A 23029-nucleotide genomic window follows, 5' to 3' on the forward strand; every position below is an offset into this window, starting at 1 on the left:
CAGTCGGTACTTAAGTGCTATTCCTACCTCACCAGGGCACCGCAATGTTGCCTTTTGAGGTCAATTGGTCAAAAAGACCTTCGTCACACTCCGTGCCGTCGTGACCTACGTCACGAAGCAGCGGTGATGTCGCCCTTTGCGGTCAATCTTTCGTAAAGGCAGTCCGCCATACCCCGGATAGTGGTGATGTCGGCGGTGCTGATACGAATCCCGGTTTCCGCCTGGATGCGGGCGCGCAGTTCGTGGTTGGCCAACGAATCCAGGCCGTAGTCGGTGAGCGGACGGTCAGCGTCGATGGTGCGGCGTAGGAGCAGCCCGATTTGCTCCGAGAGCAGCCGACGCAGCCGCCCCGGCCATTCTTCCTGGGGAAGCTCGTTGAGCTCGGCCAGCAGCTGGCTGGCACCCGCCCGGCTCTTACCCATCTTCTGGAAGTTCTCCGCGAATGGGCTGCGCTGGGCGAACGCCATCAACCATGGCGAGTCAAGCACCGGGGCGTAGCCGGAGTAGGCGCGATTGTGGCGCAACAGCGACTCAAACGCATACGCACCCTCTTCCGGCGTGATGGCATCGCCACCGGCCTTCTCGGCGAAGGTGGTCGCGCGACCGATCTCGCCCCAGGCACCCCAGGCGACAGACGTCGCCGGCAGGCCCTGAGCGCGCCGCCAGTGCGTGAACGCGTCCAACCAGCTGTTGGCCGCCGCATACGCACCCTGACCAGGCGAACCCACCAGCGCCGCCGCCGAGGAGAACAGGCAGAACCAGTCCAGCGGCTGCTCGGCCTCGAGATCCTGCACTGCCTCGTGGAGATACCAGGCGCCGTACACCTTGGGGGCCCAGTCCTTCGCGATGAGCTCGTCGGTGATGTTTTCCAAGGTGGCGTCCTCGACCACGGCGGCCGCATGCAGCACACCGCGCAACGGCAGGCCCGTCGCGGTCGCCGCCGCAACCAGCCGCCGGGCGGTACCCGGCTCGGCGATGTCGCCACGCTCCACCACAACATCCGCGCCGATCGCACGGATGAAGTCGATCGCTTCCAGCGCCTTCTGGCTGGGCTCCGAGCGCGAACTCAGCACGATACGACCCGCACCCACTCCACCGGATCCAGAAGCCATCTTCTCGGCCAGGAACAGACCCAGACCGCCCAGACCACCGGTGATGATGTAGGACCCGTCACTACGGAACGCCGGAGCCTGCTCGGGCGGCAACACCACACTGCTGCGCCCGGCGTGCGGCACGTCCAGGATCAACTTGCCGGTGTGCTCGGATGCGCCCATCACGCGAATCGCCGTGGCCGCCTCGGCCAGCGGGTAGTGCGTGCTCTCGGGCTTGGGTAGGACGCCCTCGGCAGTCAGCCGGTACACGGTGCCCAGCAACTCGCGCACCGCTGCGGGCTGACTCTGCGCCATCAACCCCAGGTCGACGCCGTAGAACGCGAGATTCTGCCGGAACGGGTAGAGCCCGAGCTTGGTGTCGCCGTAGATGTCGCGTTTGCCGATCTCGACGAACCGGCCACCAACGGCCAGCAAGTGAATGCCCGCGCGCTGGGCGGCACCGAACACCGAGTTGAGCACGACGTCGACACCGTAGCCGTCGGTGTCGCGGCGGATCTGCGCGGCGAACTCCACACTGCGCGAGTCGTAGACGTGCTCGATGCCCATGTCGCGCAACAGCTGCCGGCGCTTTTCGCTACCGGCGGTCGCATAGATCTCGGCACCCGCCGCACGCGCGATCGCGATCGCCGCCTGCCCCACCCCACCGGTGGCGGAGTGGATCAGCACCTTGTCCCCGGCCCTGATCCGGGCCAGATCCTGCAGCCCGTACCAGGCGGTTGCGCTGGCGGTCGTCACGGCCGCGGCCTCCGCGTCGGTCAAGCCCTCGGGCAGCTTGACGACCATGCGGGCGTCGCAGTTGAGGAAGGTGGACCAGCAGCCGTTGGGGGACAGCCCGCCGACGTGGTCGCCGACCTTGAGGTCGGTCACGTCGGATCCCACCGCGGTCACCACACCGGCGAAGTCGGTGCCCAGCTGCGGTTGCTTGCCATCCGCGGTCTTGTACAGGCCGAAGGTGACCAAGACGTCGGCGAAGTTGATGCTCGAGGCGCTGACCGCCACCTCAATTTCATTCGGCCCCGGTGCAATCCGGTCGAACGCGGTGAATTCCAGCGTCTGCAAGTCTCCCGGGTTGCGGATCTGCAGCCGCATGCCGTCCTGGTCGTGCTCGACGATGGTGGTGTGCCGCTCCTCCGGGCGCAGTGGTGCCGGGTTCAGCCTCGCGGTGTACCACTCGTCGTTGCGCCAAGCCGTCTCGTCTTCATCGGACTCGGCGGCCAACAGGTGGCGTGCCACCTGCTCGACGCCGGTCTGCTCGTCGACGTCGATGTGGGTGACCTTCAGATGCGGATGCTCGGCACCGATCACCCGTAACAGACCACGCAGCCCGCCCTGCTCGAGGTTGACCTGGTCTTCGGACACAACCTGCTGTGCATTGCGGGTCACCACGTAAAACCGCGGCACCTGGCTCGAGATCTCGGGCAGTTCCCGGGCGATGCGCACCACGTGCTCGACATATTCACGGCCGCGAGCGGGTGATGCCGACGGATCGCCGTCCTTATTGCTCGGAGTGAGCACGACGACACCGGTGAAGCCACCGGCCTCGAGCTCGCTGCGCAGCTTGGCGGCCCGGTCGGCATGGTCGCTCTGGAATGGCCAGGACAAGGTGAAGCACTGCGCGTCGTGCACCTTCAACGCATCGGTCAGCTCGGTAGCCGCCAGGTCCGCGGCATCGCCGGTGCTGATCAACAGCCACGTTCCCGCCTCGGCGTGGGCCGTCTCAGGGAGCTCGCGCCGGTGCCACTCGATGGTCAGCAGCCGCTCGTTCAATATCCGGTTCCGCTCGGCGTCGGGGGACGCGCCGGTCCCCAACTGCAGCCCGCGGACGGTGAGGACGACAGCGCCGTTCTCGTCCAGGATGTCCAGGTCTGCTTCCACACCCGAGCCGGCCCCCGAACTGGCCCCGTTCACCGTGGTCAGGCAGTACCGCGCGTTGCGCGGCGGGCCGTAGACCCGCAGTTGCCGTACGCCCAGCGGCAGCATCAGGCCGGAGCCGCCGGCATTGCGGACGATCGGGTGCGCGGCCACCGACTGGAAGCACGCGTCCAGCAGCGCCGGGTGCACGCCAAAGGCACCCTGCTGGGCGCGGATCGAGCCCGGCACTCCAACCTCTGCGAGCACGGTGCTGACACCGGACTCCGGGGCGGTGTGCGTCGTTCCCAGGCCGGCGAACGCCGGACCGTACTGGATTCCGTGCAGGTCGAATCCCTGCCGGAGGTCATCGCCGGCGATGGGTTCGGGGTGCTCGGCCAGCAGGGCGGCGATGTCGTGTGCGGCCGGCTGTTCGCGGTCGTCTTCCGGGATTTCCTGCAGCGACGCGGACGCCCGACGTGAGCGTTCCCCCTCCTGCTCGGTCTCCACCGCGAACGTCACCACACCGGGTGCCTCGACGGTCGCCGAAGCCGCGACAGGAGTCTGCTCGTCCAGCAACAGCAGCTGTTCGAAACGGACATCGCGGATCTCCGAGGCGTCGCCGAAGACCTCGCGGGCCGCGGCCAACGCCATCTCGCAGTAAGCAGCGCCGGGAAGCGCTGCGGCACCGTGGATTTGGTGGTCGGCCAGCCACGGCAGCGCGTCGGTACCCACCTCGCCCTGCCACACGTGCCGCTCCGGCTCCTCGGCCAGCCGCACGTGTGCGCCCAGCAAGGGGTGCACGGTGATGGTGGAGGTGCCGTAGGTCCGTGATTCCTGGTTGGCGTCGGGGTTCAGCAACAGCTGACGCTGGGTCCAGGCCGGCAGTGGTGCGTCGACCAGGCGGCCAGTGGGGTAGAGGACGGAGAAGTCCACCGCGGCGCCGGCCGCATACAGGTCGCCTATCACGCCGCGCAGCCCATGAGGCAGCGGTTGCTCGCGGCGCATGCCCGCCAACGCCACGGCCGACATGTCCAGGCTGCGGGCGGTCTGGCTGACGGGGTGGGTCAGCAGCGGGTGCGGGGTCAGTTCGGTGAAGACGCGGTAGCCGTCTTCGAGCGCGGCCTGCACCGCCGCGGCGAAACGCACGGTTTGACGCAGGTTGTCCACCCAGTAGTAGGCGTCGCAGTACGGCTCTTCCCGCGGGTCGAACGAGGTCGCCGAGAAGTAGGGAACCTCCGGTTCCAGCGGGCTGATGTCTTCCAGCGCCTCGGTCAGGTCGTCCAGGATCGGCTCCACCTGCGGCGAGTGCGAGGCCACGTCCACGGCGACCTCGCGCGCCATGATGTCGCGTTCTTCCCAGGCCTTCACGAACTGGCGAACCGTCTCGGTGGCACCGCCGATAACCGTCGACTGCGGCGATGCGACCACCGCGACCACGACGTCATCGACGCCGCGGGCCATCAATTCCGTGATCACCTTTTGGGCGGGCAGTTCCACCGACGCCATGGCGCCGGCGCCGGCGATGCGCGTCATCAGCTTGGAGCGGCGGCAGATCACCTTCACGCCGTCTTCGATCGACAGCGCACCGGCCACCACCGCCGCGGCGGACTCGCCCAGCGAGTGGCCGATCACCGCGCCGGGCGTCACGCCGTAGGCCTTCATCGTGGCCGCCATGGCGACCTGCATGGCGAACAGCGTCGGCTGCACCCGGTCGATACCGGTGACCACCTCGGGGGCGGTCATCGCCTCGGTCACCGAGAACCCGGATTCCGCGGCGATCAGCGGTTCGATCTCGGCGATGGTCGCGGCGAACACCGGCTCGTTGGCCAGCAGGTCCGCGCCCATGCGGGCCCACTGCGAGCCCTGCCCGGAAAACACCCAGACCGGACCCTTGTCGTCCTGACCGACGGCCTCGGGGTGTGGGACCTCGCTATTGGCGACCTCGCGCAGCGACGTGACCAGCTCCTCGCGCGTGCTGGCCAGCACGGCCGTGCGTACCTGCCGGTGCCCGCGCCGAAGGGCCAGCGTGTATGCCAAGTCCTTGAGCGCAAAGTCAGGGCCCTGCGCGTCGACCCAGTCGGCGAGCCGCGTGGCGGTCCGGCGCAGCGCGTCCTCTGAACTGGCCGACACCGGGAACACCAGGCCGCCCTCGATGCCCGCACCCGTCGAGGTGTCGCCGGTGACTCCGGTGGGCTCGGGGGCCTGCTCGAGCACTGCGTGGGCGTTGGTGCCCGACATGCCGTACGACGACACCGCTGCCCGGCGCGGCCCGTTGTTGCTGGGCCACGGCGTAAGATCTTGCGCCACAAAGAGATTCGTCTCGACCTCGGCGAGCTCATCGGGCAGCTTGGTGAAGTTGGTGTTCTTCGGGACCTCACCGTGCTGCAGTGCGAGGACGGCCTTCAACAGGCCGAGCGCGCCGGAGGCCGACTGCGTGTGCCCGAAGTTGGTCTTCAGCGAACCAAGCACGCAGGGGCCGTCGGTGCCGTACACCTCGGCCAGGCTCTTGTATTCGATCGGGTCGCCGATAGGGGTACCGGTGCCGTGCGCCTCGACCATGCCGACGGTCGCCGGGTCCACGCCACCGGCGGCCAGTGCCGCCCGGTAGGCCGCGACCTGCGCCGGGCCCGACGGTGTCGCGATGTTGACGGTGTGGCCGTCCTGGTTCGACGAGGTGCCGCGGATGACGGCCAGGACCCGGTCACCGTCGCGCTGGGCGTCCTCCAGTCGCTTGAGCATGACGACGACGCACGCCTCGCCCATGACGAACCCGTCGGCCGCTACGTCGAAAGCGTGGCAGCGGCCGGTCGGTGACCCCATGCCCAGCAGCGATCCGGAGACGAATCGGCGCGGGTCCTGCGTCAACGAGACGCCGCCGGCCAGGGCAACCTCGCATTCGCTCTCGTGCAGGCTCCGGCAGGCCAGGTGGATAGCGGTAAGGCCGGACGAGCAGGCGGTGTCCACGGTCATCGCCGGACCGTGCAGTCCCAGCGCGTAGGCGACGCGACCGGAGGCGAAGCTGTAGTTGTTGCCGGTGAACCCGTAGGGCCCGTCCAGCGCGTTGGCGTCGGCGGTCCGCAATATGTAGTCGCCGTTGGTCATCCCGACGAACACACCGGTCGGCGAATCGGTCAGCTTGCTCGGGGTGCAGCCAGCGTGCTCGATCGCTTCCCACGAGGTTTCCAGCAGCAACCGGTGCTGCGGGTCCAGTGCGGTCGCCTCCTGCTCGCTGATCCCGAAGAAGTCGGAGTCGAAGCCGCCGATGTCCTCGAGGAAGGCGCCCCATTTCGAGACGGACCGACCGGGTACGCCGGGCTCAGGGTCGTAGTATTCGTTGACGTCCCAGCGGTCGGCGGGAACCTCCGTCACCAAGTCGTCGCCGCGCAGCAACGCCTCCCAAAGCAGCTCGGGGGAGTCGATGCCCCCGGGCAGCCGGCACGCCATACCAATGACAGCAACCGGAGTTACGCGCGAATTATCCACGGTGGTTCTTCTCTCCATAAAAACTTCGGGTTCTTATCTCTGGCGTCGAGCTCGTAATAACGCTTCGAGGATCATGGCCGATTTGGTCACGTGTGCGGGCGAAAACCGCAGCAACCGGCACACACAACCCATCGACCCCCATCGAAGCCAATCAGTAGTTCTTGGCGTCAACAGAGCCTAGCGGCTTGGCTGGACGTGCGTGGAAAAATCGTGCGTACGTACAAAAAAACTTCTTGACGACCGCGGATGCGGCAACCGGGCGCACGGTATGCCGGACTTGTCAGTTAACGACGTAACTGCACCATAACGGCTGTTTTTCGCGGTTCCGGGGAGTGCCGCGAGCCGCTTGGCGCAGGACGGCCGAAAATCGGCTTCCCTACCCGATCGTCGAGTCAAGGCAGATGAATCGGCGCCCCGGACCCGTGCGCCTGAAGTTGGGTTTGGCCGCGCGGGACGGCAATGAGTTCCGGGTCGAAGCGGCCCTCGGCCACGCGCGCGTACACCGATTTCATCACCTGCAGGTACCTCGTCACGGACTCGTGCGCGATCGGGTTGTTGGGGAACGACGCTGTGACAGTGGTCTCATTCTGAAATTTATTGACCCACATGCACACCCGCGCGGCGATCCGGCCGTCGCTGAAGGCCTGCAGGTTCTTGCGTTCCAGATGCATCGCGATCACGGCGGAGAGCGGGGGAACGCCCGCGTCGAGGAACGACAGCATGGGGAAGCCGCCACCGGGCGGAGTCTCCCGGAGCCAGGACGCCAGCTCCAAGACCCGCTCGAACGGCACCCTGGCCAACGGCGCACCGTCGTCGAAGGCCTGCTGGGCAGCCCGGGCGGTCTCGGTGAAGGACGCCCCGACCTCGACGGCGAACGGGATGTGGCCGACGAACCACCCGGTCGTCATGAACTCAGCCGGCGTGCTGCGGGTGCTGGTCGGTGTCACCGCGTGGTAGGTGGTCGAGCCGGTGAGTTCGAACTCCGCCAGGGCCGCGCACGCGAACACCCCGCCGCTGAACCGGGCGCCCGCGCTGATGCACGCGGCCTCGAATCGGTCGGTCTGGCATGCATCCATCAGTTGCAGCGACAACAGGTCGCCGGCGGCCGCCAACGATGTGTCGCCCAGCGGCAACGGGAACGACGGGAGGGTGCCGCCGTTAGATTCGAAGAACGCGAGCCACCGCCGTATCTCCGGGGATTCCAGCGTGAGGGCGGAGGTGTACGCGCGCTCGCGCCGGCAGTAGTCGTCGTAGCTGCCGGCCGCGGGCAGGGGGATGGGGCCGGCGCCGTCCATCAGCGCGTCGTACATGGACTCGATCTCCCAGAACACGGCGCTGATGAACATCGCGTCCACGTGGAGGTGATCCACGCTGATGCACACGGTGAAGTGGTCGTCATGCTGAATGACGGCGAACCGGAAGCAATCCCACTGCAACGGGTTGGGCGTGGCCAGTATGTGGTCCTGCCACTCGTTGGCTGTCATCTGGCCGTGCTTGACCGGAATCAGTTCAATATCAGCGGGATTGGTGATCGTGTGCCGAACGATGTGCGCATCGTCGGTGAATTCGAACCAGCTGCGATACGTGTCGTGCCGGCGCAAATGTGCGTTGATGACGTACGTCATCGCACGAATGTCGCACTGGCCTCGGATGTCCAAGGCGGCCACCACAAGCCGCGACATCTCGATACCGCGGGCCGCCTGGTCGCGATAGCCACGCAGGTGGCGCGCTTGGATATAGCTAGGCGGCACAGCACTTGTCGGCGCTTGCCGCGCCGTGTCGAGCGTGGCCGGCGAAGGGTGCCAAAGCCACACGGAGCCAGCGGCTGGGACCCAGTTACCGACGGTGTCCAGACCGACGAAGCCCAGGGCAACCACAGCCGCTCCTTGCGATTAGCGCGATCTCTCAGGGTATTTCATCTGAGCGGCGATGCCTTACATTGGCGCGGGAGAGTTTTCGGTAGGTGCAAGCGCCTGGTAGAGGTGGTCGGCCAAACCGCGGACCGTGGTGATGTCGGTCGAGTGCACGCGCACCCCCGTTTCGGTCTCGATACGGGTGCGCAATTCGAGGTTGCCCAGCGAGTCGAGGCCGTATTGGGACAACGGGCGGTCCGGGTCGACCGCGCGTCGCAAGCTCAGGCTGACGTAGTCAGAGATCAGCCGCCGGAACCGGGTGGGCCATTCGTCGAGCGGGAGTTCCTCGAGTTCGGCACGGAATTTGGTACGGCCGGAGGGCTTTTGGCCCGCCAAACCCGACCCGGAGCGGAAGGCATCGGCGAAAGTGCTGCGTTGCGCGAGTGCGGTCAGCCAGGGCGAGCCGACGATCGGGACGTACCCGCTGTGAGCGCGGTTGTGGCGCAACAGGGTTTCGAAGGCATGAGCGCCCTCGTCGGGAGTGATCATGGTGGTGTCGCTCTCTGCCAGACCCGCGCCGCGGCCGATATCGGCCCAAGCGCCCCAGGCGATCGCCGTGGCCGGAAGGCCGTGTGCCCGTCGCCAGTGGGTGAAGGCGTCCAGCCAACTGTTGGCGGCGGCGTAGGCGCCCTGGCCGGGCGAGCCCAGCAGGGCCGCCGCCGAAGAGAACGAGCAGAACCAGTCCAACGGCGCCGATGCGGTGGCTCGATGCAGATTCCACGCGCCCTGCACCTTTGGTGCCCAGTCGCGCTCGACCAATTCGGCGGAAATGTTGGCCACGGTCGCGTCTTCGACGACGGCGGCCGCGTGCAGCACACCACGCAACTGCAGTCCGGTGGCGGTCGCTGCCGTTACCAACCGTTCGGCCGTTTCGGGGAGTGCGATGTCGCCGCACTCCACGGTGATGTCGGAACCGGTGGAGCGGATGAGTTCTATTGTCTCCAGCACCTTTTGGTTGGGGGTGGAGCGGGAGTTGAGGACGATGCGGCCGGCGCCGCCGTCGTTGGAAAGAGCCATTTTCTCGGCGAGGAACAGTCCGAGACCGCCCAGTCCCCCGGTGACGATGTACGCCCCGTCCGCACGGAAGGCGGGTACCTGTTCCGGCGGCACAGCCACGCTGCGGCTACCGGCGTGCGGGATGTCGAGGATGAGCTTGCCGGTGTGCTGGGCAGCGGTCATCACCCGGATCGCGGTCGCCGCCTCGGCAAGCGGATAGTGCGTGCGCTGCGGCACCGGCAGCGAGCCCTCGGCAGTGTGGCGGTACACGGTGGCCAGCAGGTCCCGGAACTTTTTCGGATGGGTGGTCGACATCAGCGACAGGTCGAGGGAGTAGAACGCGAGATTGCGCCGGAAGGGGTACAGGCCGAGTTTGGTGTCGTCGTAGATGTCGCGCTTGCCGATCTCGATGAACCGACCGCCGAAACTGAGCAGGTCTACGCCCGCGCGCTGCGCCGTACCGGTCAGCGAGTTGAGCACGATGTCCACGCCGTATCCGTCGGTGTCATGGCGGATCTGGTCACCGAAGTCGCCGCTGCGGGAGTCGTAGATGTGAGTGATTCCCATGTCGCGCAAGATTTCTCGCCGATCAGGGCTGCCGGCGGTGGCGAAGATTTCGGCACCTGCGGCGCGCGCGATGGCGATGGCCGCCTGGCCGACCCCGCCGGTGGCGGAGTGGATCAGCGCCTTGTCGCCCGCCCTGATCCGGGCCAGCTCGTGCAGGGCGTACCAGGCGGTGGCCGACGCGGTGCTCACCGCGGCGGCCTGGGCCTCGGTCAGGTTGGCGGGTAGCTTGACGGCACGGTCCGCTTCGCAGATCACAAAGGTCGCCCAGCAGCCGCTCGCCGACAACCCTCCGACGCGGTCACCGACCGCGAGATCGGTGACGTCGGGCCCGACCGCGGTGACCACTCCGGCGAAATCGGTGCCGAGCCCCGGTAGCGCTCCGAAGCTGTGGTACCTGCCGAATGCGTTGAGTGCGTCGGCGAAGTTGACGCTGGACGCGGTGACCGCCACTTCGATCTGTCCGGGTCCCGGCGAAACCCGCTCGACCGCAACGAGTTCCAGCGTCTCCAGGTCACCGCGGGTGCGAATCTGCATGCGCAACCCGTCTCGGTCATGGCGAACGACGGCCGTCCGCCGATCGTCGGGACGCAGGGGAGCCGGGCACAGGCGGGCGTTGAACCACAAGCCGTCGCGCCAGGCGGTTTCGTCCTCGTCCGACCCGCTCAGCAACTGGCGGGCCAACTGCCCAGCGTCGGTCTGCTCGTCGATGTCGATGTGAGTGGCGCGCAGATGCGGGTGCTCGGCGCCGACCACCCGCAGCAGTCCGCGTACGCCGCCCTGCTCGAGATTGGGGATGTCGTCGGCCAACACCGCTTGGGCGTCCCTGGTTATCGCGTACAGGCGCGGAGTGCTACCCGGCAGGTCCGCAACCGCACGAGCGACCCGCACCAGACGCTGGACATAGTGGCTGCCCAGCAGGTGCTGATCCGCCGGGTCGACACGCTTCGGGCCGGTGAGAACGACGACACCGGATAATCCGGGGGTGTCGAGTTCACCGCTGGGCCAGCCGGTGGTCAGGCACTGCGCCCCCCGCCGCCGCAGTGCGTCCGTCAACTCGTCGGCCAGCGGATCGTCGGTGGAGCCGACGTTGATCAGCAGCCAGGCACCCTGCGGGTTGGTTACCTCGGGTAGCTCCCGGCGCTGCCACTCGACGCCCAGCAGCCGTTCGCTCAGCAGGCGGTTCTCGTCGGCGCTTTCCGAGCAGCCGGTACCCATCAGCAGACCCCGCACGATCAGCAGCACGGTGCCGTGCTCGTCCATGATGTCGATGTCGGCCTCGACGTTCGTCCCGCATGCCGTCACCGTGGTCCGGCAATACCGGGCTTTCAGAGTTGACGCGTAGGTCCGCAACCGGCGCACGCTCAGCGGCAGCAGCAGCCCGCCATAGCCCACCCCATATACGGCGGGGTGGGCCGCCACCGACTGGAAACACGCGTCCAGCAGCGCGGGGTGCACGTGGTACCCCGCCTGTTCGGTCCGGATCTCGCGAGGCAAGACGACCTCGGCCAGCACCGCGTCGATCGCGCCCTCCGACACGTTGGCCGCGACCAGGCCGCTGAAGGCAGGGCCGAACCGGACACCACGGGAGTTGAACCAGTCCCGAAGCGCGTCGCCGTCAACGCGGCGGGGATGGTTCGCCAGTGTTGTCGCGATGTCGTGCGCCGGCGGCCGATCGTCATCGGCCGCCGCAGAGAGGACAGCGGTGGCCCGTCGCGCCCGTTCGTCGTGGCGCAGCGTTTCGGCTTCGAATGAGGCCTCGGACGCGACAAGGCCATTTCCGCGCACTGTCGCCGTAACACCCAGCGGGGTGTCGTCGTCGAGCAGCAACATCTCCTCGAAGCGGACGTCGCGGACCTCGGATCGCTCGCCGAGGACGGCGTGGGCGGCGGTCAGCGCCATCTCGCAGTAGGCGGCCCCCGGCAACGCCGCCACCCGATGTATCTGGTGGTCGCGCAGCCAGGGGTGCGCGCCGGTGCCGACCTGGGCCGTCCACGCATGCCGGGCCGGTTCTTCCATGAGCTGTACGTGCGCACCCAACAGTGGATGCGCGGCGACGGTGACCCCCGGACGGTGGCCGTCAGGCTTCAGCAGCAGCCGGCGGTTTGTCCAGGCCGGCAGTGGAGCGTCCACCAGCTCGCCGGCGGGGTAGAGGGCGGCGAAGTCCACCGCGGCGCCGGCGCTGAAGAGTTCGGCCAGCAGTCCGCGCAAGCCGTGTGGCAACGGCTGCTCACGCCGCATCGCCGCGGCAGCGACGACCGTCATGTCGAGACTTGCGGCGGTCTGCTCGACGGCCCTGGTCAGCAGCGGATGCGGCGACAACTCCGCGAACACGCGATGGCCGTCCTCGAGCGCGGCCCGCACCGCCGCAGCGAAATAGACGGTGTGACGCAGGTTGTCCGACCAATAGCGGGCATCGCACGCCGGCCGGTCGCGCGGGTCGAATGAGGTCGCCGAGTAATAGGGGACCTCGGGCCGCATCGGCCGCAGGTCGGCCAGCGCCCGGCCGAGTTCGTTGAGGATCAGGTCGACCTGCGCGGTGTGCGATGCCACGTCGACGGCGACTTCACGGGCCAGCACATCGCGGCTTTCCCACTCCGCAACAAGGGTCCGGATGGTCTGGGTGGGGCCGCCGATCACGGTGGACTGTGGCGAGGACACCACGGCGATCGTCACGTCCTTGGTGTTGCCAAGCCGCGCCAACTCTTCGCGTACCTGGTGGGCGGGCAGCTCGACGGCCGCCATGGCCCCGATCCCGGCGATCTTGGTGCACAGCCGCGAGCGGCAACAGATCACCCGCACGCCGTCTTCCAGCGAAAGGACGCCGGCCACGACGGCCGCCGCCACCTCGCCGAGCGAGTGGCCGACGACCGCGCCGGGGCGAATGCCGTGGGACTTCATGGTCGCGGCCAGCGCGACTTGCATGACGAACAGGGTGGGCTGCACCCGGTCGACACCGGTGACGGTTTCGGGTGCCGTCAAGGCTTCGGTCACCGAGAATCCGGATGCCTGGGCAACGAGCGGTTCAGCTGCGGCGACGGTCGCGGCGAAGACCGGTTCGGTGGCCAACAGGTCCGCGCCCATGCCCGCCCATTGCGACCCCTGTCCGGAGAACACCCATACCGGGCCGCGGTCGTCCTGGCCTACGGCAGCCGGGTAGGTGATGTCGGCGTCGGCGGCCTCGCGCAACCGGTCGATTAACTCGTCATGGCCCGCGGCGACCACCCCGGTGCGCACCGGCCGGTGGTCACGCCGGCGCGCCAGCGTGTAAGCCAGGTCCCAGCTGTGCACCGGGTCGTCGCGCTGCTCGAGCCAGTCGGCCAGGCGTCGCGCCGTTGGTCGCAGCGCCTCGTCTGAGGTGGCGGACAGCGCGAAGAACAGCGGGCCGGTCGCTGCCGCCGAGCCCGGTCGGTGTGCGGCGCCAGCCGGCGCCTGCTCGAGTATCGCGTGCACGTTGGTGCCCGACATGCCGTACGACGACACCGCGGCCCGCCGCGGCGCGCTGCCGCCGGACCAGGGTGTGACTTCCCGTGGCACAAAGAGTTTGGTGTCGATGGCGGCGAGTTCGTCGGGTAGCCGGGTGTGATGCAGCATCGCGGGCACCAGGCCGTGCCGCAGCGAAAGAACGGCCTTGATGACGCCGACGACGCCGGCGGCGGCTTCGGTGTGCCCGAAGTTGCTCTTGACCGAACTCAGCGCGCACGGGTTTCCGTTGGCGCCGTAGACCTGGGCCAGGCTCGCGAATTCGATCGGGTCACCGACGGCGGTGCCGGTGCCGTGCGCCTCGATCATGCCGACGGTGTCGGGGTCGAGATCGCCCGCCGCCAACGCCGCACGATAGGCCGCGACCTGTGCCGCAACCGACGGTGTCGCGATGGTCTCGGTGCGACCGTCCTGATTGGTGGCCGTGCCGCGCAGCACCGCCAGCACCCGGTCGCGGTCCCGCATCGCATCGGGCAGCCTCTTGAGCAGCACCACCGCGCAACCCTCGGAACGGACAAACCCGTCGGCGGCGGCGTCGAAAGCTCGGCAGCGCCCGGTGGGTGACAGCATGCCGCGGCCGGAGAAGGAGCTGTGCGTGTCGGGTTCCAGCATGATCGTGCAGCCGCCCGCCAAGGCGAGGTCGCTCTCGCCGTCGTGCAAACTGCGGCATGCCAGGTGCACCGCAAGCAGGCTCGACGAACACGCGGTGTCCACCGTCATCGCCGGCCCGCGGAGCCCCATCGAGTAGGCCACCCGCCCGGAGGCCATGCTGTAGGCGGTCCCGGTGACCGCGTACGCGTCGCCCCGGGCACCAGCTTCGCCGGTGACGAAGGCGTAGTCGTCGTGACATAGGCCGACGAACACCCCCGTCGGCGAGCCGGCCAAGGCGGTCGGAGCCAGGCCGGCATGCTCGACGGCCTCCCACGATGTCTGCATGAGCAGGCGGTGCTGGGGGTCGATCGCCGTGGCCTCGCGCTCGGTGATGCCGAAGAACTCCGCGTCGAATCCGGCGATGTCGTCGAGGAACCCGCCCCAGCGCGACACCGATCGCTGCGCCACACCTGGCTCGGGGTCGTAGTACCTCTCGGCGTCCCAGCGGTCGGCCGGAATGTCCGTGATCAGGTCGTCGGCCCGTAGTACGGACTCCCACAACCGCTCCGGGGAATCGATGCCGCCGGGGAGCCGGCACGCCATGCCGATGATGGCAACCGGCGTGACGGGTGTCCGATCCACGGCGTACTCGGCCCTTTCCATATGTTTCAAGGTCGCGAGGGCTCAAGCCATCTTCCGCCGTCATGACCACCCGCCCGGGGATCAACGCGCCGCGGGTTCTGCATCGATCCGGTCAGCTTCGTTTGCCAACCGGAGCCGCGGGGAGAGCGAAGCCGGTAGTGTTGCTGCACGTGGTCAGCTCCTCCATTCCCGCTGTGCTGCGCGAACGCGCCAGCCTGAACCCCAACGACATAGCCATCACGTACGTCGATTACGAGCAGGATTGGGACGGCGTTGCCGAGTCGGTGACGTGGTCGCAGCTGTATCGGCGGGTGATCAATGCCGCTGAACAGATCAGGCTCACCGGGGCGGTCGGCGATCGGGCGGTCATCCTGGCTCCGCAGGGCCTGGAGTACATCGTCGGGTTTCTCGCGGCAATGCAGGCCGGACTCATCGCCGTCCCGCTGTCGGTTCCATATGGCGGCGCCCACGACGAGCGGACGATTTCGGTGCTGGCCGACACGTCGCCCACCGTCCTGCTCACCACGTCCGCCGTCATCGACAACGTCGCCCCGTACGCACAGCCGCAGTCCGGGCAAGGCGCGCCGGCTCTGATTGAGATTGATTTGCTGGATCTGGAATCTCGGCAACGGCCCGGCCCCGGGTCGCGTGGGCCCGGCAAGGATGCGCCGGAGATTCAGTACCTGCAATACACGTCGGGATCCACTCGCACGCCGGCCGGGGTGGGGATCACCAACAAGAACGTCTTCGCCAACTTCACCCAGATGATCGCCGACTTCTTTCGTGTCGAGGGCGGGGTCGTCCCACCCGACCTGACCATCGTGTCTTGGCTACCGCTCTATCACGACATGGGTCTGTTGCTGGGCTCCATCATGCCGATCCTCGTCGGCGTGCCCACCGTGCTCACCAGTCCGGTGGGCTTCCTGCAGCGTCCGGCCCGGTGGATGCACTTGATGGCCAACAAGCCGTGCGTGGTGTCCGGCGGACCGAACTTCGCCTTCGAACTGGCGGTGCGCAAGACGTCCGATGACGACATGGAGGGTTACGACCTCAGCGGGGTGCACAGCGTGCTCAACGGCAGTGAGCGGGTGCAGCCCGCTACCCTCAAGCGCTTCACCGACCGGTTCGCCCGCCACAACTTCCCTGCCGAGGCGCTGCTGCCCGCGTACGGCATGGCCGAGGCCACCGTGTACATCGCCTCCCGCAAGGTGGGGGAGGCACCCAAGGTCGAGTACTTCGAATCGGAGAAACTGCCTGCCGGGCAAGCGATCCGGAGCACGAATGGTAGCGGCACCCCGCTGGTCAGCTACGGCAAGGCGGAGACGATGCTGGTGCGCATCGTGGATCCGGACACCAAGATCGAATGCCCGGAGGGCACCGTCGGTGAGATCTGGGTGCAGGGCGACAACATCGCCTCCTGCTACTGGCAGAAGTCCGAGGAGAGCGAAAACACCTTCGGCGCAAAGATTGTCAATCCCGCGGAGGGCACTCCGGAGGGCCCCTGGCTGCGGACCGGAGATTCTGGCTTCCGCTCCGAAGGGGAGCTGTACATCATCGGGCGCATCAAGGACCTGCTGATCATCTACGGGCGCAACCACTCTCCCGACGACATCGAGGCAACGATCCAGGAGATCACCGCGGGCCGCTGCGTGGCGATCGGCGTTCCCGACGGTGGCGTCGAGAAGCTCGTCGCGATTGTCGAAGTCAGAAAGCGTCCCGACTCCGACGATGCGCTGGACCGGTTGCGCCTGATCAAGCAGGACGTCAACGCCGCCATCTACAAGTCACACGGTCTGAGCGTGGCCGATCTGGTGCTGGTATCGCCCGGTTCGATTCCCATCACCACCAGCGGCAAGGTCAGGCGGGCTCAGTGCGTCGAGCTCTACCGGCAACGTGAGTTCACCCGCTTGGACGTGTGACCGGCCCTTCTGCACGGAGTGTCCCCATGAGTGACCCCACGCCAGAACCACCTCGCGTGCCCCTACTGCCGATTGACGAGGCCAAGGCCGCCGCCGACGAAGCGGGTGTGCCCGACTACATGGCCGAGTTGAGCATCTTCCAGGTGCTGCTGAACCATCCACATCTGGCGCGGACCTTCAACGACATGCTGGCCACCATGCTGTGGCACGGGGCGCTGGATTCGCGGTTGCGCGAACTTGTGATCATGAGGATCGGCTGGCTCACCGACTCCGACTACGAATGGACCCAACACTGGCGCGTCGCGTCCCGATTGGGGGTGTCGGCCGAGGATCTGCTCGGTGTGCGGGACTGGCAGCGCCACAACGGGTTTGGTCCGGTGGAGCGGGCGGTGCTGGCCGCCACCGACGACGTGGTGCGCGACGGGTCGATCGGACCCGAGAGCTGGGCCGCGTGCGAACGCGAATTGGGCGGCGACGCAACGGTTCTCATCGAACTGACGACCGCCATCAGCGCGTGGCGGATGGTCGCGTCGATCCTGCACAGCCTCAAGGTCCCGTTGGAAGAGGGGGTGGCCAGTTGGCCCCCGGACGGACAGGGCCCGCAGTGCCCATAGGCCGCGTTGAGATCCACCCCACTGGCCGCGTTGAGATCCACCCCACTGGCCGCATTGAGACTGCGTGTAGGGCGGGAGAGTGCGAGTAGCTGCCGCCAATTTCGCAGTGTCATTGGGGTTTCCTCCACTGGCCGCGTTGAGTCTGCGTGTAGGGCGGGAGAGTGCGAGTAGATGCCGCCAAATTCGCAGTGTCATTGCGCCATGCCCTGTCAGCGCGACCGCTCCCGCATAAATAGGGGTCTGTTGCAGCTACTCGCGGGGGCTGCCGTACCGTCGGCGAAATGCGGACCAGAGTCGCCGAAATGCTTGGTGTCGAGTTCCCTATCTGCGCCTTCAGCCACTGCCGCGACGTGGTCGCGGCAGTGACCAACGCCGGAGGTTTCGGCGTCCTTGGCGCCGTCGCGCACAGCCCCAAGCGGCTGGAGAGCGAGTTGACCTGGATCGAGGAGCAGACCGGCGGCAAACCGTACGGGGTCGACCTGCTGTTGCCGCCCAAGTACGTCGGCGCGGAAAAGGGCGGCATCGACTCCCAGCAGGTCGAGGAGCTACTGCCGCAGGAGCACCGCGCGTTCGTCGACGACCTCCTGGCCCGCTACGGCGTGGCAGCCCAGCCCGAAGACCGTCGAACGCTGGCCCCCGGTGGGCTCAACATCTCGCCTAAGGGCTACGAACCGCTGCTGGACGTGGCTTTCGCCCACAACATCCGGCTCATCGCCAGCGCGCTCGGGCCGCCGCCGCAGGACCTCGTCGACCGCGCCCACGGTCAGGACGTCCTGGTGGCCGCCTTGGCGGGCACGACGCGGCATGCGCAACGCCACGCGGCCGCGGGCGTGGACCTGATCGTCGCGCAGGGCACCGAGGCCGGCGGCCACACCGGCGAGGTGTCCACGATGGTGCTCGTGCCGGAGGTGGTCGATGCGGTCGCGCCCACGCCGGTACTGGCCGCGGGCGGGATCGCCCGGGGTCGTCAGATCGCCGCGTCCCTGGCGCTGGGCGCCGAGGGGGTGTGGTGCGGGTCGGTGTGGCTGACCACCGAAGAAGCCGAAACGCCTCCTGTCGTCAAGGACAAATTCCTGGCAGCCAGCTCGTCGGACACGGTGCGGTCGCGGTCGTTGACGGGTAAGCCGGCGCGCATGTTGCGCACGGCGTGGACCGACGAGTGGGAGCGTCCCGACACGCCCGCCCCGCTCGGCATGCCCCTGCAGAACGCGTTGATCAACGAGCCGCAACTGCGGATCAACCAGGCGGCCGTACAGTCGGATGCCAAGGCTCGGGAGCTGGCGACCTACTTCGTCGGGCAGGTGGTCGGGTCGCTCGACCGGGTGCGGACCACCCGCTCGGTCGTGCTCGAGATGGTCGAAGAATTCATCGACACCATCGGAAAACTCGAGGGTCTGGTCGAATAACGCCTGGTCAGATCTCATCAGGCGGCACAGCGAGCGCGGGCAAGGGCGACACGCGGGCCGGGTCTGTTTGACCTACTCGAACCCGTGGTGCATGATCGGGCGGGTAAGCACCTCGTTAGGTGAGGCGGCTACACGAACATAGGCCACTGACCCCGAACGTCGAAAGACGCCCCGGGTCAGGACAGCTCCTCCCGGATTAAGGGTTGAGCCCAGGTGGCTTCCGGATTGCCGGACACGTCGTGTAGTGCCGAAGCTCTGACGAGAGGGGTGCGGTTTTTTCGGCGACATTGTTGGTATGCCGGAATTTTCGTACTCCGTCGTGCACTGTAGAACGTGCGGGTAGCCGCACGCGGTAGTGACCGAGGGAGGTGAGGGACGCATGAGTTCCAGTGACAGTCCGGGTCGATATCCGGACGTTTCGTCCCGAACCGGTCCCCGGCGCGACGTTCTCAGCTGAGCCGTCACACCTTCGCCCTGGCGGAGCGGACCGAAACGGGACGGGACCACAGCAGTTCGCTTGTCCTTGTTTGTTTTTAAGTCCGCATGTCCGTTTTAGGAGGCGATCATGACCGCTGCTCTCTACAACGAAGTTGGCACCGTAACCGCCGCACCGACGTTGCACGTCGTGCGCGAAGACTCCATGCAGCCGATGCAGGCCGTCGCTCCGAAGAAGGCGGCGCGCCGGGTCGACACCCAGCCGTTCGGCGGTGGGGACCCGCTGGTGGATGGGGCCGCGCGCCTGCTGTGCGTTCCGCTGCGGCACGTGTACGCCGCGCTGTGGCGCATCGGTGTGCTCGAAGTTCAGTCCTGAGCGTAAAGGGCAGGACTAATGGATACCGAGCAAATCCCGGCTCCAAGGGGCTACCCGACGGCAGGCCTGCTGACCAGCGCCTGCGGCCAGGCAGCCCCTTGGGGCCGGCTGGCGCCGTGATTCGGATTTGCGGCGCTTCGTAGAATCTCTACTAGCAGCACAACATCGGCGACGATCCGGCCATCACCGGGGAGCCTTCGGAAGAACAGCCGGCCGGGCCCGAAACCTCCAGCCGGCTCAGTAGAACCGAACGGGTTGGCCCGTCACAGCCTGACTTTGAGCGGTCACGCAATCGCGTGGCAAGCGGGGTGGTACCGCGGCGTTTGCGCACCGGCGCAGCGTCGTCCCCGTGCCTGATGTGGCAAGGCGCGCCAGCGCCGTAAGGCACAGGAGACGACGCACGTGACCGACAGTTCGCACCTCGGGGGCGCTCCGAGGACGTACCCGAAACAAGCCGGCGGGGCGCCGGACTTCCCGGCGCTCGAGCTCGAGGTGCTCCAGTACTGGTTCGACGACGACACGTTCCGCGACAGCATCGCCCGCCGCGACGGCGCCCCCGAGTACGTGTTCTACGACGGGCCGCCGTTTGCCAACGGCCTGCCCCACTACGGCCACCTGCTCACCGGGTACGTCAAGGACATCGTGCCGCGCTACCGCACCATGCGGGGCTACAAGGTCGAGCGCCGCTTTGGCTGGGACACCCACGGGTTGCCCGCCGAACTGGAAGTCGAGCGCCAACTCGGCATCACCGACAAGTCCCAGATCGATGCCATGGGCATCGCCGAGTTCAACGACGCCTGCCGCAAGTCGGTGTTGCGCTACACCAACGAATGGCAGGAGTACGTGACCCGCCAGGCCCGTTGGGTCGACTTCGACAACGACTACAAGACGCTCGACATCAGCTACATGGAGTCGGTGATCTGGGCGTTCAAACAGCTGTGGGACAAGGGCCTGGCCTACGAGGGCTATCGGGTGCTGCCGTACTGCTGGCGCGACGAAACCCCGCTGTCCAACCACGAACTGCGCATGGACGACGACGTCTACCAAAGCCGTCAGGACCCCGCGCTCACGGTCGGGTTCAAGGTGGCGGGCGGCGACCTGGACGGTGCCTACCTGCTGATCTGGACGACGACGCCGTGGACGCTGCCGTCCAACCTCGCCGTGGCGGTCAACCCCGAGGTGACCTATGTGCAGGTTCGGGCCGGCGACGATCGCGTGGTGCTGGCCGAATCGCGACTGGCGGCGTACGCGCGCGAGCTCGGTGAGGAACCGGAGGTACTCGGCACCTACCGCGGCGCGGATCTGCTGGGCGTCCGCTATCTGCCGCCGTTTCCGTTTTTCATGGACGCGCCCAACGCCTTTCAGGTGCTGCCGGGGGAGTTCGTCACCACCGAGGACGGCACCGGCATCGTCCACATGGCGCCGGCGTACGGCGAGGACGACATGGTCGTCGCCGACGCGGCCGGAATCGCGCCGGTCACGCCGGTGGATGCCAAGGGCCGCTTCGACGCCACGGTTCCCGACTACCAGGGTCAGCACGTCTTCGACGCCAACCCGCAAATCATCCGCGACCTGAAGACCCGCAGCGGTCCGGCGGCGGCCAACGGCGCGGTGTTGATCCGTCACGAAACCTACGAGCACCCGTATCCGCACTGCTGGCGGTGCCGTAACCCACTGATCTACCGCGCGGTGTCGTCGTGGTTCGTCGCGGTGACCCAGTTCCGCGACCGGATGGTGGAGCTGAACCAGCAGATCACCTGGTACCCCGAGCACGTCAAGGACGGGCAGTTCGGCAAGTGGCTGCAAGGGGCCCGGGACTGGTCGATCTCCCGAAACCGCTACTGGGGCACGCCAATCCCGGTGTGGAAGTCCGACGACCCCGCCTACCCGCGGATCGACGTCTACGGCAGCCTCGACGAGTTGGAACGCGACTTCGGGGTGCGGCCGGACAACCTGCACCGGCCGTTCATCGACGAGCTCACCCGTCCCAACCCCGACGACCCCACCGGCAAGAGCACGATGCGCCGGATCCCCGACGTGCTCGACGTGTGGTTCGACTCGGGCTCGATGCCCTACGCCCAGGTGCACTACCCATTCGAGAACGAGGATTGGTTCGACAGTCATTACCCCGGTGACTTCATCGTGGAGTACATCGGCCAGACCCGCGGCTGGTTCTACACCCTGCACGTGCTGGCGACCGCGTTGTTCGACCGGCCGTCGTTCAAAACCTGTGTGGCGCACGGCATTGTGCTGGGTTCTGACGGGCAGAAGATGAGCAAGTCGCTGCGCAACTACCCGGACGTGTACGAGGTGTACGACCGCGACGGCGCCGACGCCATGCGCTGGTTCCTGATGGCCTCGCCGATCCTGCGCGGCGGCAACCTCATAGTCACCGAACAAGGGATCCGCGACGGTGTGCGCCAGGTGCTGCTGCCGTTCTGGAATGCCTATACCTTCCTGGCCCTGTACGCGCCGAAAGTCGGTACCTGGCGGGTGGATTCGACGCATGTGTTGGATCGCTACATCCTGGCCAAGCTGGCGGTGTTGCGTGACGATCTCACCCATTCGCTGGAGGTCTGCGACATCTCCGTGGCCTGCGAGCAGCTGCGCCAGTTCACCGAGGCGCTGACGAACTGGTATGTGCGGCGGTCACGTGCACGGTTCTGGGAAGAAGATGCCGACGCCATCGACACCCTGCACACCGTGCTGGAGGTCACCGCGCGGCTGGCGGCACCGTTGCTGCCGTTGATCACCGAGATCATCTGGCGCGGTCTGACCGGTGGGCGTTCGGTGCACCTGACGGATTGGCCCGAGGCGTCCGAGTTGCCCGCCGACGCCGATCTGGTGGCCGCCATGGACCAGGTGCGCGAGGTGTGCTCGGCGGCGTCCTCGCTGCGCAAGGCCAAGAAACTGCGGGTGCGCCTGCCGCTGCCGAAACTCACGGTGGCAGTGGAGAACCCGCAGCGGCTCGCGCCGTTCACCGACCTGATCGGCGACGAGTTGAACGTCAAGCACGTCGAACTGACCGACGCCATCGACACCTACGGCCGCTTCGAGCTCACTGTCAACGCGCGGGTGGCCGGGCCGCGGCTCGGCAAGGATGTGCAGGCGGCCATCAAGGCGGTCAAGGCCGGCGCAGGCGTGCTCAACCCGGACGGCACCCTGACGGCGGGTCCCGCGGTGTTACAGCCCGAGGAGTACAGCTCCCGGTTGGTGGCGGCCGATCCGGAGTTCACCGCTGCCTTGCCCGGTGGTGCCGGTCTGGTCGTCTTGGACGGCACGGTAACTCCCGAGCTGGAGGCCGAGGGTTGGGCCAAGGACCGCATCCGCGAGCTGCAGGAACTGCGCAAGTCGAGCGGGCTGGAGGTGTCCGACCGCATCCGGGTGGTGATGTCGGTGCCCGCCGAGCGGGCGGACTGGGCGACCACGCACCGCGACCTCATCGCCGGCGAGATCCTGGCTACCAGTTTCGAATTCGGTGATCCGGTCGATGCGGTGGAGATCGGCGACGGTGTGCGGGTGAGCATCGCCAAGGTTTGAGCGGCGGGCGGCTGTCGGGCGGGCCTTTGTCCCAGCCGTCACGGGGGTCACGGCCGCCACATGAGTCCCTGCGCCGGTCGGCACCTCTCGTGCCCGGCTTGTAG

The 23029-nt window shown here is 67.4% G+C and carries 8 protein-coding genes and 1 riboswitch; of the genes, 5 read left to right on the forward strand and 3 right to left on the reverse strand.

All coding sequences use genetic code 11. The features are described from left to right. Positions 1-110 precede the first annotated feature (110 nt). The 3 genes from pks2 (G6N68_RS11125) to pks2 (G6N68_RS11135) all read right to left on the reverse strand — a co-directional run bounded on the left by pks2 (G6N68_RS11125) (position 111) and on the right by pks2 (G6N68_RS11135) (position 14656). Positions 111-6464 carry a sulfolipid-1 biosynthesis phthioceranic/hydroxyphthioceranic acid synthase gene (gene pks2 / locus G6N68_RS11125; RefSeq protein WP_163711632.1) on the reverse strand — a complete coding sequence of 2118 codons (6354 nt, stop codon included), beginning with the start codon at positions 6462-6464 and terminating at the stop codon, positions 111-113. 374 nt (positions 6465-6838) lie between these two features. Continuing rightward, positions 6839-8323 carry a condensation domain-containing protein gene (locus tag G6N68_RS11130; RefSeq protein ID WP_205351309.1) on the reverse strand — a complete coding sequence of 495 codons (1485 nt, stop codon included), beginning with the start codon at positions 8321-8323 and terminating at the stop codon, positions 6839-6841. 57 nt (positions 8324-8380) lie between these two features. Then, positions 8381-14656 carry a sulfolipid-1 biosynthesis phthioceranic/hydroxyphthioceranic acid synthase gene (pks2, locus tag G6N68_RS11135; protein ID WP_163711635.1) on the reverse strand — a complete coding sequence of 2092 codons (6276 nt, stop codon included), beginning with the start codon at positions 14654-14656 and terminating at the stop codon, positions 8381-8383. A gap of 149 nt (positions 14657-14805) precedes the next feature. Between pks2 (G6N68_RS11135) and G6N68_RS11140 the strand changes: the two genes are divergently transcribed. The 5 genes from G6N68_RS11140 (at position 14806) to ileS (ending at position 22925) form a co-directional block, all read left to right on the forward strand. Beyond that, positions 14806-16554 (forward strand): AMP-binding protein, encoded by a 1749-nt coding sequence (locus G6N68_RS11140; RefSeq protein ID WP_163718472.1) that lies wholly within the window; start codon positions 14806-14808, stop codon positions 16552-16554. Between the two features lie 26 nt (positions 16555-16580). Continuing rightward, entirely contained in the window at positions 16581-17168 is a 588-nt protein-coding gene (locus G6N68_RS11145) for a carboxymuconolactone decarboxylase family protein (RefSeq protein ID WP_163711637.1), read from the forward strand. A gap of 281 nt (positions 17169-17449) precedes the next feature. After that, positions 17450-18574 (forward strand): NAD(P)H-dependent flavin oxidoreductase, encoded by a 1125-nt coding sequence (locus tag G6N68_RS11150; RefSeq protein ID WP_163711641.1) that lies wholly within the window; start codon positions 17450-17452, stop codon positions 18572-18574. A 104-nt stretch (positions 18575-18678) separates the two neighbouring features. Next, positions 18679-18848, forward strand: a riboswitch (M-box (ykoK) riboswitch). A 291-nt stretch (positions 18849-19139) separates the two neighbouring features. Then, positions 19140-19385, forward strand: a complete 246-nt coding sequence (locus tag G6N68_RS11155) for an Rv1535 family protein (protein ID WP_163711644.1) — start codon at positions 19140-19142, stop codon at positions 19383-19385. 402 nt (positions 19386-19787) lie between these two features. Continuing rightward, the gene (gene ileS / locus G6N68_RS11160) at positions 19788-22925 is read left to right on the forward strand and encodes an isoleucine--tRNA ligase (RefSeq protein WP_163711646.1); all 3138 of its coding nucleotides are present in this window, start codon (positions 19788-19790) and stop codon (positions 22923-22925) included. Positions 22926-23029: the final 104 nt, after the last annotated feature.

This window comes from Mycobacterium bourgelatii, from assembly GCF_010723575.1.
Taxonomy (GTDB): domain Bacteria; phylum Actinomycetota; class Actinomycetes; order Mycobacteriales; family Mycobacteriaceae; genus Mycobacterium; species Mycobacterium bourgelatii.

What these genes read in the sequence shown, in the direction of transcription:
- pks2 (WP_163711632.1), bottom strand. Translation starts at nt 6,464, where the DNA reads ATGGAGAGAAGAACCACCGTGGATAATTCGCGCGTAACTCCGGTTGCT.
- pks2 (WP_163711635.1), bottom strand. Translation starts at nt 14,656, where the DNA reads ATGGAAAGGGCCGAGTACGCCGTGGATCGGACACCCGTCACGCCGGTT.
- G6N68_RS11145 (WP_163711637.1), top strand. Translation starts at nt 16,581, where the DNA reads ATGAGTGACCCCACGCCAGAACCACCTCGCGTGCCCCTACTGCCGATT.
- G6N68_RS11150 (WP_163711641.1), top strand. Translation starts at nt 17,450, where the DNA reads ATGCGGACCAGAGTCGCCGAAATGCTTGGTGTCGAGTTCCCTATCTGC.
- G6N68_RS11155 (WP_163711644.1), top strand. Translation starts at nt 19,140, where the DNA reads ATGACCGCTGCTCTCTACAACGAAGTTGGCACCGTAACCGCCGCACCG.